The organism is Craurococcus roseus, from assembly GCF_039523795.1.
Taxonomy (GTDB): Bacteria; Pseudomonadota; Alphaproteobacteria; order Acetobacterales; family Acetobacteraceae; genus Craurococcus; species Craurococcus roseus.
In genome coordinates this window covers 51,352-66,187 of the sequence record NZ_BAAAFZ010000055.1, presented here as the reverse complement: position 1 = coordinate 66,187, position 14,836 = coordinate 51,352, and the positions used below count along the sequence as shown (strand labels likewise).

Annotated in this window: 13 protein-coding genes and 1 tRNA gene; 5 read left to right on the top strand and 9 right to left on the bottom strand. The window is 73.2% G+C overall.

Annotated elements, in window-relative coordinates; genetic code table 11:
• Window positions 1-7: 7 nt before the first annotated feature.
• On the bottom strand, window positions 8-1,081 hold the full coding sequence (locus ABD067_RS17705; protein WP_343896691.1) for a phosphotransferase family protein: 1,074 nt from the start codon (window positions 1,079-1,081) through the stop codon (window positions 8-10).
• 1 nt (window position 1,082) lies between these two features.
• The gene (locus ABD067_RS17700; protein WP_343896688.1) at window positions 1,083-2,327 is read right to left on the bottom strand and encodes an acyl-CoA dehydrogenase family protein; all 1,245 of its coding nucleotides are present in this window, start codon (window positions 2,325-2,327) and stop codon (window positions 1,083-1,085) included.
• Between the two features lie 188 nt (window positions 2,328-2,515).
• Here ABD067_RS17700 and ABD067_RS17695 point away from each other — a divergent pair, with 188 nt between their 5' ends.
• A complete protein-coding gene (locus ABD067_RS17695; protein WP_343896687.1) occupies window positions 2,516-3,499 on the top strand; it encodes an NADPH:quinone oxidoreductase family protein in 984 nt (327 codons plus the stop codon).
• 91 nt (window positions 3,500-3,590) lie between these two features.
• On the opposite strand, the gene ABD067_RS17690 is transcribed toward ABD067_RS17695, so the two are convergent.
• Entirely contained in the window at window positions 3,591-4,649 is a 1,059-nt protein-coding gene (locus ABD067_RS17690; RefSeq protein ID WP_343896686.1) for an SDR family oxidoreductase, read from the bottom strand.
• Window positions 4,650-4,826: 177 nt separating this feature from the next.
• On the opposite strand from ABD067_RS17690, the gene dinB reads away from it, so the two are divergent.
• Both dinB and ABD067_RS17680 read left to right on the top strand, forming a co-directional pair.
• The gene (dinB, locus tag ABD067_RS17685) at window positions 4,827-5,918 is read left to right on the top strand and encodes a DNA polymerase IV (protein WP_343896685.1); all 1,092 of its coding nucleotides are present in this window, start codon (window positions 4,827-4,829) and stop codon (window positions 5,916-5,918) included.
• Window positions 5,919-6,040: 122 nt separating this feature from the next.
• Entirely contained in the window at window positions 6,041-6,469 is a 429-nt protein-coding gene (locus ABD067_RS17680) for a hypothetical protein (RefSeq protein ID WP_343896684.1), read from the top strand.
• A gap of 135 nt (window positions 6,470-6,604) precedes the next feature.
• Here the strand turns inward: ABD067_RS17680 and ABD067_RS17675 are convergent, their stop codons facing one another.
• From ABD067_RS17675 to ABD067_RS17660, 4 genes are all read right to left on the bottom strand, one after another.
• Complete coding sequence (locus ABD067_RS17675; protein WP_343896683.1) at window positions 6,605-7,330, bottom strand: ABC transporter substrate-binding protein; 726 nt, start codon at window positions 7,328-7,330, stop codon at window positions 6,605-6,607.
• Window positions 7,331-7,629: 299 nt separating this feature from the next.
• Window positions 7,630-9,450 (bottom strand): ABC-F family ATP-binding cassette domain-containing protein, encoded by a 1,821-nt coding sequence (locus ABD067_RS17670; protein WP_343896682.1) that lies wholly within the window; start codon window positions 9,448-9,450, stop codon window positions 7,630-7,632.
• A 132-nt stretch (window positions 9,451-9,582) separates the two neighbouring features.
• Window positions 9,583-9,852, bottom strand: a complete 270-nt coding sequence (locus tag ABD067_RS17665; protein ID WP_343896681.1) for a hypothetical protein — start codon at window positions 9,850-9,852, stop codon at window positions 9,583-9,585.
• Between the two features lie 401 nt (window positions 9,853-10,253).
• Window positions 10,254-10,328, bottom strand: a tRNA-Val gene (locus ABD067_RS17660).
• Window positions 10,329-10,420: 92 nt separating this feature from the next.
• Here ABD067_RS17660 and ABD067_RS17655 point away from each other — a divergent pair.
• Entirely contained in the window at window positions 10,421-11,329 is a 909-nt protein-coding gene (locus ABD067_RS17655; RefSeq protein WP_343896680.1) for an N-formylglutamate amidohydrolase, read from the top strand.
• Window positions 11,330-11,575: 246 nt separating this feature from the next.
• Window positions 11,576-12,418 (top strand): lysozyme family protein, encoded by an 843-nt coding sequence (locus ABD067_RS17650; protein WP_343896679.1) that lies wholly within the window; start codon window positions 11,576-11,578, stop codon window positions 12,416-12,418.
• Between the two features lie 4 nt (window positions 12,419-12,422).
• Here the strand turns inward: ABD067_RS17650 and ABD067_RS17645 are convergent, their stop codons facing one another.
• Both ABD067_RS17645 and ABD067_RS17640 read right to left on the bottom strand, forming a co-directional pair.
• Window positions 12,423-13,565: a CaiB/BaiF CoA transferase family protein gene (locus tag ABD067_RS17645; RefSeq protein ID WP_343896678.1), complete on the bottom strand. Its 1,143-nt coding sequence runs from the start codon at window positions 13,563-13,565 to the stop codon at window positions 12,423-12,425.
• 56 nt (window positions 13,566-13,621) lie between these two features.
• Window positions 13,622-14,791: an acyl-CoA dehydrogenase family protein gene (locus tag ABD067_RS17640; RefSeq protein ID WP_343896677.1), complete on the bottom strand. Its 1,170-nt coding sequence runs from the start codon at window positions 14,789-14,791 to the stop codon at window positions 13,622-13,624.
• Window positions 14,792-14,836: the final 45 nt, after the last annotated feature.

Sequence of the window (14,836 nt, the reverse complement as noted above, 5' to 3'; positions counted from 1 at the left end):
CGGCCCGCTACGTGCCGGGGTCGATGCGCCGCGCCAGTTCCCAGGCGCGCTCGGCCATGTCGCGGTAGCGGTCCCTGTAGCCGATCGCCCGCGGGTCCGCGGCGTTGCCGTCCAGCGCCCGGCGCCACACGCCGGCGATGATGGACGCCAACCGGAACATCGAGAACGCCACGAACACGTCGAGCACCGGGGGCACAGGCCGCCCCGCATGGGCGCAGTAGCGGGACACGAATTCCGCCTCTGTCGGGATGCCGGTGCCGGACAGGTCGGTGCCGAGCACGCCGGAAACGCCGTCCGGCCCCGGCTCGAAGTGGTAGGTCAGGCAGGCGTAGCCCAGGTCGGCCAGCGGGTGGCCGATGGTGGCCAGCTCCCAATCCAGCACGGCGACGATCCGCGGCTCGGTCGGGTGGATGATGAGGTTGCCCAGGCGGAAGTCGCCGTGGGCGATCGTCGCCTCCTCGTCGGCCGGCAGGTGCCGCGGCAGCCAAGCGGCGAGCCGGTCCATCTCCGGCATCTCCTCGACGCGCGCCGCTTCCCATTGCTGCGTCCACAAGGCCACTTGGCGCGCCATGTAGCCCTCGGGCCTGCCGAACCCCTCCAGCCCCGCGGCGCGCCAGTCCACGCGGTGCAGCGCCGCCAGCACCCGCGCCATGTCCTCGTACACCGCCGCGCGCTCGGCCGGCGTGCCGGTCCTCATCACGCGGTCGAAGAAGACCCGGCCGGGGACGTGGTCCATGACGAAGAAGGCGGTGCCGATGACCGACGCGTCCTCGCACAGCGAACGGACCGGCGGCACCGGCACCCCGCTGCCGGCCAGCGCGCGCAGGATGCGGTACTCGCGCTCCACCGCGTGGGCGCGGGGCAGCAGCTTGCCGGGCGGCTTCTTGCGAAGGACGTAATCGCCGGCTTCCGTGCGCAGATGGAAGGTCGGATTGGACTGGCCGCCCTGGAACTGCCGCACCTCCACCGGGCCGTCGAAGCCCGGCAGGTGTTCGCGCAGGTGGCGCGCCAGGGCGGCCTCGTCGAAGCGGTGCCGGTCCAGCACCGGCACCAGCTCGGGCATGCCGCCGCCGGCGCTCATGTCACTCCGCGGCCCGCGCCGAGGCCTCCGCCCGCGGCGGCTTGTGCTTCGCCAGTTCCATGCGGCCGAGCTGGAAGCGGTGCACCTCGTCCGGCCCGTCCACGATGCGGAGCGTGCGGGCGATCTTGAAGAAGTGGGCGAGCGGGAAGTCCTCCGTCACGCCGCCGCCGCCGTGCGCCTGGATCGCCCAGTCGATCACCTGGCAGGCCATCTGCGGCGCGGCCACCTTGATCTCGGCGATCTCCGCGCGCGCCACCTTGTTGCCCACCGTGTCCATGCGCCAGGCCGCGTGCAGGGTCAGCAGCCGCGCCTGGTCGATCAGGATGCGGGATTGCGCGATGCGCTCGATGATCACGCCCTGCTCGGCCAGGGGCTTGCCGAAGGGCCGCCGCTCCAGCGAGCGCTTGCACATCAGCTCCAGCGCCCGCTCGGCCAGGCCGATGGCGCGCATGCAGTGGTGGATGCGTCCGGGGCCGAGGCGGCCCTGCGCGATCTCGAAGCCGCGGCCTTCGCCAAGCAGGATGTTCTCCGCCGGCACCCGCACGTCCTCGAACAGCAGTTCGGCGTGGCCGTGCGGCGCGTCGTCGAAGCCGAAGACCGGCAGCATGCGCTTTATCGTCAGGCCGGGCGTGTTTCGCGGCACCAGGACCATGGATTGCTGGCGGTACTTGTCCGGGCTGTCCGGCGCCGTCTTGCCCATGACGATGAAGATCGCGCAGCGCGGGTCGCCGGCGCCCGACGACCACCACTTGCGGCCGTTGATGACGTAGTGGTCGCCGTCCCGCACGATCCGCGTTTGGATGTTGGTGGCGTCCGAGGACGCGACGTCCGGCTCCGTCATGGCGAAGCAGGAGCGGATCTCGCCTTCCAGCAGGGGGTCGAGCCACTCGCGCTTCTGCGCGTCGGTGCCGTAGCGGTCGATCGTCTCCATGTTGCCCGTGTCGGGCGCGGAGCAGTTGAACACCTCGCTCGACCAGGGGACGCCGCCCATGATCTCGGCCAGCGGCGCGTATTCCAGGTTGGAGAGGCCGGCGCCGCGCTCCGAATGCGGCAGGAACAGGTTCCACAACCCGGCGGCGCGCGCCTTGGGCTTCAGCTCCTCGACGATCGGCACCGGCTGCCAGCGGTCGGGCGCTTCGGCGAGCTGCTGGTGGTAAAGCCGGTCGTTCGGGCGGATGTGGTCGTCGAAGAAGTTCAGCAGCCGGGAGCGCAGCTCCTCGACCCGTTCGGAATAGGCGAAGTCCATGGCGCTCCCTCCCCGGCGCGCCGGGGCCGGGAAAGCCGGTCCGCAGCGGCCTTGCTGCCCGTTGCCGCGCAGCGTGGCCCAGCGGTCCCGCCCGGGCAAGGCGGCCGCGCGATGCTTGCCAAGTGGCGCGGCGCCGGCCAGCGTTTCGCGCGTCCCCGCCTCGAGAGGGTGCCAAGGTGAAAGCCGTGATGTGCCGCGCCTTCGGACCGCCGTCGGGGCTGACGCTGGAGGAGGTGCCCGCGCCGCGGCCTGGGCCGGGCCAAGTGCTGATCCGGGTCGAGGCCTGCGCGGTGAACTTCCCGGACACGTTGATCATCCAGGGCCGGTACCAGACGCGCCCGCCGCTGCCCTTTTCCCCGGGCGGCGAGGTGGCGGGCGCGGTGGCCGAATTGGGCGAAGGCGTGGCCGGGCCGCCGCCGGGGACCCGCGTGCTGGCCATGACGAGCCACGGCGGCTTCGCCGAAATGGCCGTGGCGGGGGCGGACGCCGTGGTGGCGGTCCCGGAGGGCGTGGACGCCGTGACCGCCGCGGCGCTCTCCTACGCCTACGGGACGACGCTCCACGCCCTGCGCGACCGCGCCGCGCTGCGGCCGGGCGAAACGGTGCTGGTGTTGGGCGCGGCCGGCGGCGCCGGCTTGGCCGCCGTGCAATTGGCGAAGCTGATGGGCGCGCGGGTGGTCGCCGCAGCGTCCGCCGGCAAGCTGGAAACCTGCCGGGACGCCGGCGCCGACGCGGTGGTGGACTATCGGCAGGAAGGATGGCGGGAAAGGGTGCGCGAGCTGACCGGGAGCACCGGGGGCGTGGACGTGGTCTACGACCCCGTGGGCGGCCCGTACTCCGAACCGGCGTTGCGCTCGCTCAATTGGGGCGGCCGCCACCTGGTCGTCGGCTTCGCCGCCGGGGAGATCCCGCGCATCCCGCTCAACCTGCCGCTGCTCAAGGGCTGCGGCATCCTCGGCGTGTCCTACGGCGCCTTCGCCAAGCGGGAACCGAACGCGAACCGGGCGCTGGTGGGCCGGCTTTTCGCCTGGGTGCTGGAAGAACGGCTGCGCCCGCGCATCTCGGCCACCTACGGGCTGGAGGACGCGGCCGCGGCGCTGGACGCGCTACTGTCGCGCAACGTCACAGGGAAGGTCGTGCTGGTCACGGAGCCGCAGCCCGCCGCACGATGAGCGCGTCCGCCGCCGCCTGACGGCCGCCGGCTCCGATACGCGGCGGACGTGTAGTCGAGCGCCCCAATGAATTCCGGCCCGGCCAACCGCCTCAGGCCGGCGGCAGGACCCTGGCCGCGCGATAGCCCGCGATCTGCTCCGTGAACATGGCCCAAGTGTCGACGGAGCCGGTGAAGCCGGCGGCGCGCGCCGCGGCCATGGAGGACAGCACGTCCCACTCCAGGCCCAAGAAGAAGTCGGCGAACGCCCAGTCCGCCACCCGTTCGAGCGGCAGGACGAGGCCGTGCCGCGCGCGGACGCGCTCCCAAACCGGGGCCTTGTCCGCCATCCAGCGCGCCAGCGGCATGGTCCGCACGGCGCCGACCCGCAAACCGAACAGCTCCGCCAGATGCGGCCAAAGCTCGCGCCAGCGGAAGCAGTCGCCGTTGGCCACATTGAAGGCGCGGTCGGCGCAGCGCGGCTCGCCCAGCATCCACAGCACGCCGTCCGCCAGCAGGGCCGCGTCCGTGACCTCGAGCAGCGCCTCCCAGGCGCCGGGCTTGCCGGGGAAGTCGAAGGGCAGGCCCAGCTCCCGGCAGATGGCGGCGTAGGCGCCGAGCGTCGAAACCATGTTGCGGGCGCGGCCGGGGACCACGTCGAGGACGAAGCCGGGCCGGCTCGCGGTCCACGCCCAAGCCTTGCCGCGCCGGCGCTCGGAGACGAGGTCCTGTTGATCGTAGTAGAAGTTGGGCGGCATGTGGCGCGGGTCGTCCTCCCGCGCCGGCGTGCGGTAGGGCCCGATGTGCATCCCGTACCACTTGCCGCCCTGCACCAAGTGGATGTGCGCGAAGCGCGGGAGCGAGGCCTCCGCCGCGTCCAGCAGGTTGCGCAGCATGGCGAGGTTGCCCCCCACGTCCTCGACCCCCGACTCCGCGTGCGGCGCGCGGGAGGCGTATACGACGTGGGTGATGTCCGGCCTCGCCGAGAGGGCGCGCGCGAGGCCCGCCGCGTCCAGGAGGTCGGCGGCTATCCAGGACCCCACGCCGTCCGGGACCCGGCGCGACAGCCCGACCGCCCCGAAGCCGGGCGCGGCGGTCGCCGCGCGCTCGGCGATGCGGGCCGCGGCGGCGCCGCTGGCGCCGACGACCAGGACCACGCGCGCCTCGGCCATAGCTCCGTCCCCCCCCTCGCTGCCTGGCCAGCGTACCGCGCCCGCGGCCCTGTCGCACGACCCGGCGCGGACCCGGGATGCCGCGGTCGCCGTGGCGCCTTCTCCCCCGCGCCGTCGTGGCCGCGGCCCGACGCCGCGTGGTAGCTTCCGGCGCCCACCGAGGGACGACCCAGCCCGGTGACGACGCCGGTCCGCAAGATCATCCACGTCGACATGGACGCCTTCTTCGCGTCGGTCGAGCAGCGCGACGACCCGGCGCTGCGCGGGCGCCCGGTCGCGGTCGGCGGGGCGGGCGGGCGCGGCGTCGTCGCGGCCGCCAGCTACGAGGCCCGGGCCTTCGGCGTGCGCTCGGCCATGCCCTCGCGCACGGCGCTGCGGCTGTGCCCGGACCTCGTCTTCGTGCCGCCCCGCTTCGAGGTCTACCGCGCCGTGTCCCGGGTGGTCCGGGGCGTCTTCGCCGGGTACACGCCGCTGGTCGAACCGCTCTCCCTCGACGAGGCCTACCTCGACGTCACCGAAAACCTGAAGGGCGTCCCGACGGCCGTGCGGGTGGCGAGCGGAATCCGGGCGGAGATCCTCGAGCGCACCGGGCTGACCGCCTCGGCGGGCGTGTCCTACAACAAATTCCTGGCCAAGCTCGCCTCGGGCCAGCGCAAGCCGGACGGGCAGTTCGTCATCACCCCGGAGACGGGTCCGGCCTTCGTCGAAGGCCTCGAGGTCTCGCGCTTCCACGGCGTCGGCCCGGCCACGGCGGCGAAGATGGCGCGGCTCGGCATCCGCACGGGCGAGGACCTGCGGGCAAGGCCGCTGGCCTTCTTGCGGGAGCACTTCGGCAAGGCGGCCGCGGCGCACCTCCACGCCGTCGCGCGCGGGGAAGACGACCGGCCCGTGCGGCCGGACAGGCCGCGCAAGTCGGCGGGCAGCGAGACCACCTACCCGCGGGACCTCGGCGACCCGGGCGAGGTGGAGGCCGGGGTCGAGGCCCTGGCGGACGAGGTCTGGAGGTGGTGCGAGGGGGCCGGAACCTTCGGCCGCACCGTGACGGTGAAGGTGCGCTACGCCGACTTCCGCACCCTGACCCGCAGCCGCACCGGCGCGGGGCCTATCAGCAGCAGGCCGGCGCTGGCGGGCGCCGCCGTCGAGCTGGTCCGGGGCGTGTTCCCGCTCGAGAAGAAGGTCAGGCTGCTCGGGGTGGCCGTGTCCGGCTTCGGAGCGGGCGAGCGCGAGGACGATGCCCAGGTCGCCTTCGACTTCGGGCGGCCGGGTTAGCGCGGGCGGCGTGCCCGGCAGGACCGCACGGCGGCCCGCCCGCTCCCGCAGACAAGGCCTTTCCCTCCTGCCTCGCCTCTCGTTAGCCTCGGCCCGCATTTCGCGCGGGAGGGCGGCCGGCCATGCAATACGTGTGCGACGCCGCGGGGCGGAAGACTTGGTTCCGGATCGAGACGGAGGCCGAGGCCGCCCGGGAGTCGGAGCTGATGCGCCACGCCGTCGAGAAGCACTTCCGGCGGGCGCGGGAGCAGGCCTCGCAGGCCTACAGGCCTGCGCCGGGCCCCTACATCGAGCAGGACATCGGGCGCGCGGCGCACGTCCGCCGCACCATGCCGGTGTTCCTCACGCTGCGCGACGCGGACGGGAACGCGCTCGCCACCGCGATGCTGCCGCCGCAGGCGGGACGGGTTGACCCGGCTTGCAGCCCGATGGTTGTCGGCCCCGGGAACGCCGATCCCTACCCGGAGCACGCCGACGCCATCGGCGCCCTGGGCAGGCATTTCAGCCTCGTCCTCGACCGGGCCCGCTGCTACCCGTACCACCGGTTCTGAGCGGACCTTGGGCCGCCGTTCTCGCGCCGCGACAACCGGCGCCACGCGGGCCTGACCGAGCGCGGTGCGGGTGTCGGGGCCTCGAGCGCGCCACACGCCCGCGACCTGTGGGCGAGGGCGCCGCGCGGTCGGGAGCTAGGCCGCCGGCGCCACCGAAAGGCCGCGCACCTTGTGGCGCTCGATGAGGCGGGCGACCAGTCCTGACGCCTTCGCCTCCTCGACGAACCCGCGCAGGAACGCCGCCCCGGCCCCGTTGGCGCGGGCGGTGCCGATCGCTTGCTGCACCGCGGTGAATTTCCCGTCGAGGATGCGGGACCCGGGAAGCGCCTCCGCGTCGGCCAGCAGGCGCGGCCGCAGGCCGGCCAGGGCCTCCAGCCCGTCGTCCACGAACCGCTTGAAGGCGCTGTCGATGGTGTCCGTCCGCACCAGGGCCGCGTTCCGGATGTTGCGTTCCAACCAGAGGTCGTAAGCCGCCCGGGCGGTGACCGCGATCCGCACCCCGGGGCGGTCCACCTCGGCGACCGAGGCGATGGGCGATCCCGACGGCACCAGGTAGGTCGCCTCGATTTCGCAGTAAGCGGCGGTGAACGCGATCTTCTCCGCGCGCTGCGGCTCCGCGCCGATCAAGCCGATGTCCCACGCACCCGTCCCGGCCGCGTCCGCCAGTTCGCCCGGCCTCGCATACGGCACGTAGCGGACCGGCACGCCGAGCCGGTCGGCGATGGCGCGCGCCATGTCCGGCGACACGCCCTCCGGCTCGCCGGAGGCGCCGCGGCCGGTGACGAGGAGAAAGTTGCCCAGGTTGATGCCGGCGCGCAGCACGCCGGTGGGCGCCAGTTGGGATAGGACGTCCTGGGACATCGGCCGGGCTCCGTCGTTTCGGGATGAAGGTGGCCCACCCGCCGGTGCGGGGCCGTCGGGGGAGGCCGCCGCAGCGGGACGGCACAGGGCGCCAGCTGCGAGGACCGCCATCAGCCGTCGGCGGTGCGGCATCCTCATCTCCTCCGACCCCGCCGGCGGCTCTGGCGCAGCTCTGCGGCAGGGGATTGCATCGCATCGGGGATGCGGCGGCAAGCGGCTGCCCACCACCGGCCGGCCCGGGGGGCGGACGGCCCCGCTCGACGACTTCGCTTCGCCACGTGCTTCCGGGGGGCCGCCGCTCAGGCGCTCTCGATCTCTTCCCGCAGGAGTTCGAGGGCGAGCCATTCCTCCTCGGCCACGTCCAGCTCCGCCTGCTGCGCGGCGAGCGCCGCCGTGAACCTGTCGAAGCGGGCGCGGTCGCGGGCGTAGAGGCCCGGGTCGGAGAGCGCTTGCTGCAGCTTGCCGATGCCGTCGCGCAGCGTTTTCATCCTGCCCGGCAGCGATTGCAGGGCGTGCATCTGGCGCGGCCTGAGCTTCCGCGTCGGGGCGGGAGGAAGCCGCGCCGCCGGCCGAACCGCCGCGGCCGCCGCACCCGCGGCCTTGGGCGCCGCCCGCGGCTCCGTTTCCACGCCGCGTCCCCTCTGCGCGACCATGTCGCTGTAGCCGCCCGCGTATTCCTGCCAGCGCCCGCCGCCCTCCGCGACGATCACCGAGGTCGCCACCCGGTCGAGGAAGTCGCGGTCGTGGCTCACCACCAGCACCGTGCCGCCGTAGCCGGACAGCACCTCTTCGAGCAGGTCGAGGGTTTCCAGGTCCAGGTCGTTGGTCGGCTCGTCCAGGACCAGGAGGTTGGACGGCGTCGCCAGCGCCCGGGCCAGCATCAGCCGCCCGCGCTCGCCGCCCGACAGCACGCCCACGGCCGTGCGCGCCTGGTCCGGCGAGAACAGGAAGTCCTTCATGTACCCGACGACGTGGCGCGGGACGCCGTTGACGAAAACCGTGTCGCCGCTTCCGCCCGTCAGCACCTCCGCCAAGCCGGCCGCCGGGTCGAGGCTGTCCCGCTTCTGGTCGAGGCCGACGGTCGACAGCCCCGTGCCGAGCCGCACCGCGCCCGAGTCGGGCGGCATGGCGCCGGTCAGCAGCGAGAGCAGCGTGGTCTTGCCCGCCCCGTTCGGCCCGACGATGCCCACCCGGTCGCCGCGCATGATGCGCGTGGAGAAGTCCCGCACCACCGTCCGTCCGCCGAGCGACTTGGCGACGCCTTGGGCCTCGATCACCAGCGTGCCCGAACCGGAGGCTTCGGCCGCCGCCATGCGCGGGCCGCCCTGGGGCCGGAGGGCGTCGCGTCGCCGCTGCCGCAGCGCGGCCAGCTCGCCCACGCGCCGCATGTTGCGCTTGCGCCGCGCGGTGACGCCGTAGCGGAGCCAGTCCTCCTCGCGCAGGATCTGGCGCCCGAGCTTGTGGCGTTCGCGCTCCTCCTCTTCCAGCACCGCGTCGCGCCAAGCCTCGAATGACGCGAAGCCCTCGTCGAGCCGCCGGGTGGCGCCGCGGTCCAGCCAAACCATCGCGCGGGACAGCGTTTGGAGGAGGCGCCGGTCGTGGCTGACCAGCACCAGCGCCGAGCGGGACGCGGCCAACTCGGCTTCCAGCCAGGAGATCGCCGGGAGGTCCAAGTGGTTCGTCGGTTCGTCGAGCAGCAGGATGTCGGGCGAGGGAGCCAGGGCTTGCGCCAGCGCGACCCGTCGGGCCTCCCCGCCGGACAAGCGCCGCGGGTCCTCGTCGCCCGTCAGGCCGAGCTGCTCGAGGAGGTACCGTGCCCGGTGGGTGTCGTCGCCCGGTCCCAGTCCCGCTTCGACGTAGGAAAGGGCCGTCTTCGCCCCGCCGAAATCCGGCTCCTGCGCGAGGTAGCGCAGCGTGGCGCCGGGCTGGAGGAATCGGGTACCGTCTTCCGGCGCCAGCGAGCCCGCGGCGATGCGTAGCAGGGTGGATTTCCCGGAGCCGTTGCGGCCCACCAGGGCGAGCCGCTCGCCGGGCGACACCGCGAGGGTGGCGTCCCGCAACAGGGCGGTCGTGCCGACCGAGAAACGGGCGTCTTGCAAAAGGAGAAGCGGCGGGGCCATGGGTTCAGCCGTCCGGATCGCTCTGCGCGTCGACGGCCGGTGGCCGCGACGCCCGTGCCCGCGGGCGGCCGTGGGCGTGCGAAGGGAAGAACAGCCCCGCCGGCGTCTCCGGCGTCGCCGCAGGTGCCGTCATCATCCGGGCAGGTCGCCGAACTTGCCGCCGCCGAGGTCGGCGGCGAAGCTCGCGGTCCAGTCCGAGCCGTCACCGAGAGGGTAGACCGTGACCGCGTCCGTCCGCAGGCACCTCACGCCCACATCGCCCTTCCGCGCTTCGACCTCGGCCGTTTGGGGGTCGAACACCTCTTCCTGAAGCTCGAAGTCGGACGCTTCGAAGCCTTTCTCGCGCGCCGCTGCCGCGAATGCCCCGAGTTGGCCGTCCGTGATCAAGAGATACGAGGCCACGCTTTCCTCCCCTGTGCGCAGTGGCGTTCAAAAACGATCTCGGCGGCCCCCCACGTGCTTCGCCTTTCACGGCGGAACAAGAAGCCAAGAGCGCCCGTGAGCCGTGGCGACCCGCCCGGCCCGTCCGCGATCCGCTTGGTAGCAAGCGGCGGCGCCCGCGCTAAGTGTCGCCGGCCGACGGCCGCCGGCCTCACGGGCCATCCCGGCGGGAACAACCGCCCTCTCCGCGCGCCCGGTAGGAGGGTCGGCGTTGAAGAAGGCCGGTCAGAAGACGACGAGGCGACGCGCCCGGGACGGCGGCTGGCGGCTGCTGGATGCGCTTTGAACCGGGATGGAGCCGCTGCCGCCTGCGCGGCCGAGGCGTCCGGTTCCGCCGCCGCCCGCGCCAAGTGCTTGAAAAGTGGTGGGCGATAGTGGGATTGAACCACTGGCCTTCCCCGTGTCAGGGGGACGCTCTCCCGCTGAGCTAATCGCCCGGCCCGCCGGGTGTTTACCGCGCCGCCGGGGGACCGGCAAGAGTCCTCGCCTTGCCGGACGTACTTGCCTATGGCCTTATCGCCGACCTGCCATGGATCTGCCCCCCGACCTCACCCCCGGCGCGCCCCTGTCCACGCCCGACGAGGAGGCGTGCGCGCCGCCGCCTTACCTCCTGACCCGTCCGGCCGGGGGCACGCCGGCCGTGCCGCTCGTTTTCGCCTCGCCGCATTCCGGCCGCGCCTACCCCGCCAGCTTCGTCGCCGCGGCGCGGCTCGACCCGGTGGCGCTCCGCCGCAGCGAGGACGGGTTCGTGGACGAACTGTTCGCCGCGGCGCCCGGCTTCGGGACGCCGCTGCTCGCGGCCACCTTCCCGCGCGTGTTCTGCGACGTGAACCGCGAGCCCTGGGAACTCGACCCGGGCATGTTCGACGAGCCGCTGCCCCCGTGGGTGAACACGGCCAGCCCACGCGTCGGCGCCGGGCTCGGCACCATCGCCCGCGTGGTGGCGACGGGCGAGCCGGTGTACCGGCGCAAGCTCACCTTCCGCGAAGCGGAGGGGCGCATCCGCCGTTTCTGGCAGCCCTACCACGCCGCGCTGGCGGCGCTGATCGCCGAAACACGCGACGAGTTTGGCTGCTGCCTGCTCATCGACTGCCATTCCATGCCCACGCACCCCGCGCAGGCCGGCAACCCGCCGGATTTCGTGCTGGGCGACGCCCACGGCACCTCCTGCGCGCCGCGCGCGACGCGGCTGGTGGAAGAAGCGCTGTCCGACATGGGCTACCGCGTGCGCCGCAACGATCCGTATGCCGGCGGCTACGTCACCCGCCACTACGGCCGCCCGCGTGATGGCGTCCACGCCTTGCAGATCGAGGTCGCGCGGCCGCTTTACATGAACGAGGAGCGGATCGAGCGCTTGCCTGGCATGGCGGCGTTGCAGGCCGATCTCACGACGCTGATTGCGACGTTGCGCGGCATGGACTGGTCCTTCCTGCGCTAGCCGTCCGCCGGGTCGAACCTCGGCGCGCCTGACGAGAGGGTGAAGCGCCACGCCCTTCCATCTTCGCATCGTTCGTGCGACTGCCCTACGCATGCCCCGGAAGCGCCCGATTCGCGGTGCGACCATCCGGGGCACGGCGCGGCCCGGCCGCGCCGGCGTGGCGTGCGTCGGGCCTCGGACCGCCCGTTCGCCGCGACGGAAACGCATCGCGGGCCCGCCCGGGTCCGTCCACCGGGAGGGCCCCCTTTGCGCCGTTTGCTGCTGCCGAGCGTCATCGCCTTGTCCCTGTCCTGCGCGGCGCCCGCCTCGGCGACGCGCGGCGCGGGGCCGGCGACCGATCCGGGGCAGCTCTGCCGCCAAGCCATCCTCGCCGCGGAGCGGGAGCACCGCCTGCCGGCCGCGCTGCTCCACGCCATCGCGCGCGTCGAGTCCGGCCGGCCAGACCCGCGCACGGGCGCCGGCGTGTCCTGGCCGTGGACGATCAACGCCCAAGGCCAGGGCCGCTTCTTCGAAACCAAGGAGGCCGCCATCGCCGCCGTGCGCGCCTTGCAGGCGCGCGGCGTCACGGTGATCGACGTGGGTTGCTTGCAAGTGAACCTGCACCACCACCCGCGCGCCTTCGCCAGCCTGGAGGAAGCCTTCGACCCGATGGCGAACGCGCTCTACGCGGGCCTCTTCCTCACCCGCCTGCACCAGAACGCGCGCAACTGGGAGCGCGCGGCGGCGCATTACCACTCGCAGACACCCGAGCGCGCCGAAGCCTACCGCTTGAAGGTGCTGGCGGCGTGGCCCGGCATGGCGCACCGCTTGGCGGCGGAGCGCCTGCGCGAAGCCGCCGAGCGCGAACGCGACGCGATGTTCGAGGCGTGGGGCGGCGCCGGCGGCCGGCCGTCGCCGACCGCGTCGGGCATCGGTTTTCAGGCCGTCGCCCTGGGCCTTTCGCAGCGCGGGAGCCGCGCCGCCGTGGCGGGCAGGGGGCTCCTCGACCCGGTCCCGGCGGAGATCGCGGTGGCCCGCCGCGCCGACCGGGCCGCGCGTCCGCGCCCCCAAGAAGTGGCCGAGGCGGCGGCGACGCCGCGCCGCCGCTGACCCCTCAGCCGCCGAATTCGGCCCGCAGCGCCGCGCCGTGCGCGTCGAGCGCCGGCACCGGGCCGAGCGCGCGCACGCCGTCCGAGAGCCGCGCCGCGGGCGCGTTGACCGCCACCGGCCCTTCCGGCGTCTCCACCGCGACGCGCCGCAGCGCCGGGTGGTCGCGCAGGCCGGCGCAGTCGTTGACGAAGCCGTACGCCGTGTTGGAGCGGCGGAGCTTGGCCGCGCACTCGTCGCGCGTGAGGGAGGCGAACATGCGCCCGATGTGCGCGTCCACCACCGGGCGATTGGCCACGCGCTCGTTGTTGACGCGGAAGCCCTCGCGCTGCGGCAGGTCCGGTTCGTCCAGGAAGTGCGCGCAGAAGGAGACCCACTCGCGCTCGTTCTGGATGGAAATCAGCACCAGCGAGCCGTCCTTGGTGGCGAAAGCGCCGTAAGGACAGATGGACGGATGGGCCAAGCCGATGCGCGGCGGCTCCCTGCCTGTGCCCTCGAACTGGAGCAGCGGCACCGTCATCCAGTCCGCCATGCCGTCGAACAGCGACACCGCGATGCCCTTGCCGCGGCCGGTCACGCCGCGGTGGATCAGCGCCTCCAGCACCGCGGCGTGGGCGTTCATGCCGCAGGCGATGTCGCAGGCCGAGACGCCGACGCGCCCCGGCCCCTCCGGCCGCCCGGTGACGGAGGCGAGGCCGCTCTCCGCCTGCACCAGCAGGTCGTAGGCCTTCATGCCGGCGTACTCGCCCTCCTCGCCGTAGCCGGAGATGTCCACGGTGATGAGGCGCGGATGCTTCTCGCGCAGCGCGGCGCTGCCGAAGCCGGCGCGGGCCATGGCGCCGGGGGCGAGGTTCTGGATGAACACGTCGGCGCGGGCCAGCATCCGCGCCAGCAGCGCCTTGTCCCCCGGCTCCTTGATGTCGAGCGCGATGCTCTCCTTGCCGCGGTTCAGCCACACGAAGTAGCTGGACTGCCCGCGCGCAACCGCGTCGTAGCCGCGGGCGAAGTCGCCCTCGGCCCGCTCGATCTTGACCACGCGCGCCCCCGCGTCGGCCAAGCGGGACGAGCAGTAGGGCGCCGCGACCGCCTGCTCCATGGAAACGACGAAAAGCCCTTCGAGCGGGCGCGAGGCGGTCGTCTCATTCGCCATGCGATTCACGCTCCTCGCTGCGCTGCGCTGCGCTGCGGTGCTGCGCGACCGCATGGCTAGTAGCTCCGCGGCAGGCCGAGCACGTGCTCGCCGACGTAGCTCAGGATCAGGTTGGTGCTGATCGGCGCCACCTGGTACAGCCGCGCCTCGCGGTACTTGCGCTCCACGTCGTACTCCTCGGCGAAGCCGAAGCCGCCGTGGGTCTGGATGCAGGCCTCCGCCGCGGCCCACGAGGCGTCGGCGGAGAGCATCTTGCCCATGTTCGCCTCCTCGCCGCAGGGCAGGCCGTCCTCGAACTTCTCGAACCCCAGGCGCAGCAGCGCCTCGGCGGCGCGCATCTGCGCGTAGGCGCGGGCGATGGGGAACTGGACGCCCTGGTTCTGGCCGATCGGCCGGTTGAACAGCACGCGCTCCTTGGCGTAGCCCACCGCCTTGTCGATGAACCACTTGGCGTCGCCGATGCACTCGGCCGAGATCAGCAGCCGCTCGGCGTTCATGCCGTCCAGGATGTAGCGGAAGCCGCGGCCCTCCTCGCCCACGAGGTTCTCCGCCGGCACCTCCATGTTGTCGAAGAAGAGCTCGCAGGAGTTGTGGTTCATCATGGTGCGGATCGGCCGGATGGTCAGGCCGTTGCCGAGCGCCGCCCGCATGTCCACGATGAGGGTGGAGAGGCCCTCCGTGCGCTTCGAGATCTGCTCCCGCGGCGTGGTGCGCGCGAGCAGCAGCATCAGGTCCGAATGCTCGGCGCGGCTGGTCCAGATCTTCTGGCCGTTGACGACGTACTTGTCGCCCTCCCGCTTCGCGAAGGTGCGGAGCATGGTGGTGTCGCTGCCGCTGGTGGGCTCCGTCACGCCAAAGGCCTGGAGGCGCAGCTCGCCGGTGGCGATCTTGGGCAGGTAGCGCTTCTTCTGCTCCGGGCTGCCGTGCCGGAGGATGGTGCCCATGATGTACATCTGGGCGTGGCAGGCGGCGGCGTTGCAGCCGGCGCGGTGGATCTCCTCCAGGATGGCGCCCGCGGCCGAGAGCGGCAGGCCGGCGCCGCCGTATTCCTCCGGGATCAGGGCGCCGAGGTAGCCGGCCTCCGTCAGCGCCTGCACGAACTCGGTGGGGTAGGCGCGCTCCGCGTCCAGCTTGCGCCAGTATTCGCCGGGGAAGCGGGCGCAGAGCTTGGCGACCTCCTCGCGGATCTCGGGGTGGTCTTCGGCGCGGCGGAGCGGCTGGTCCATGGCGGCTTTGTTTCCTTTCTCATCTCCGGGTTTGGACCCGCCGCG

Bases quoted from the DNA above. Each gene is read 5' to 3' on its own strand.
- ABD067_RS17705 (WP_343896691.1), bottom strand. From the start codon at position 1,081: ATGAGCGCCGGCGGCGGCATGCCCGAGCTGGTGCCGGTGCTGGACCGG.
- ABD067_RS17700 (WP_343896688.1), bottom strand. From the start codon at position 2,327: ATGGACTTCGCCTATTCCGAACGGGTCGAGGAGCTGCGCTCCCGGCTG.
- ABD067_RS17695 (WP_343896687.1), top strand. From the start codon at position 2,516: ATGTGCCGCGCCTTCGGACCGCCGTCGGGGCTGACGCTGGAGGAGGTG.
- ABD067_RS17690 (WP_343896686.1), bottom strand. From the start codon at position 4,649: ATGGCCGAGGCGCGCGTGGTCCTGGTCGTCGGCGCCAGCGGCGCCGCC.
- ABD067_RS17680 (WP_343896684.1), top strand. From the start codon at position 6,041: ATGCAATACGTGTGCGACGCCGCGGGGCGGAAGACTTGGTTCCGGATC.
- ABD067_RS17675 (WP_343896683.1), bottom strand. From the start codon at position 7,330: ATGTCCCAGGACGTCCTATCCCAACTGGCGCCCACCGGCGTGCTGCGC.
- ABD067_RS17670 (WP_343896682.1), bottom strand. From the start codon at position 9,450: ATGGCCCCGCCGCTTCTCCTTTTGCAAGACGCCCGTTTCTCGGTCGGC.
- ABD067_RS17655 (WP_343896680.1), top strand. From the start codon at position 10,421: ATGGATCTGCCCCCCGACCTCACCCCCGGCGCGCCCCTGTCCACGCCC.
- ABD067_RS17645 (WP_343896678.1), bottom strand. From the start codon at position 13,565: ATGGCGAATGAGACGACCGCCTCGCGCCCGCTCGAAGGGCTTTTCGTC.
- ABD067_RS17640 (WP_343896677.1), bottom strand. From the start codon at position 14,791: ATGGACCAGCCGCTCCGCCGCGCCGAAGACCACCCCGAGATCCGCGAG.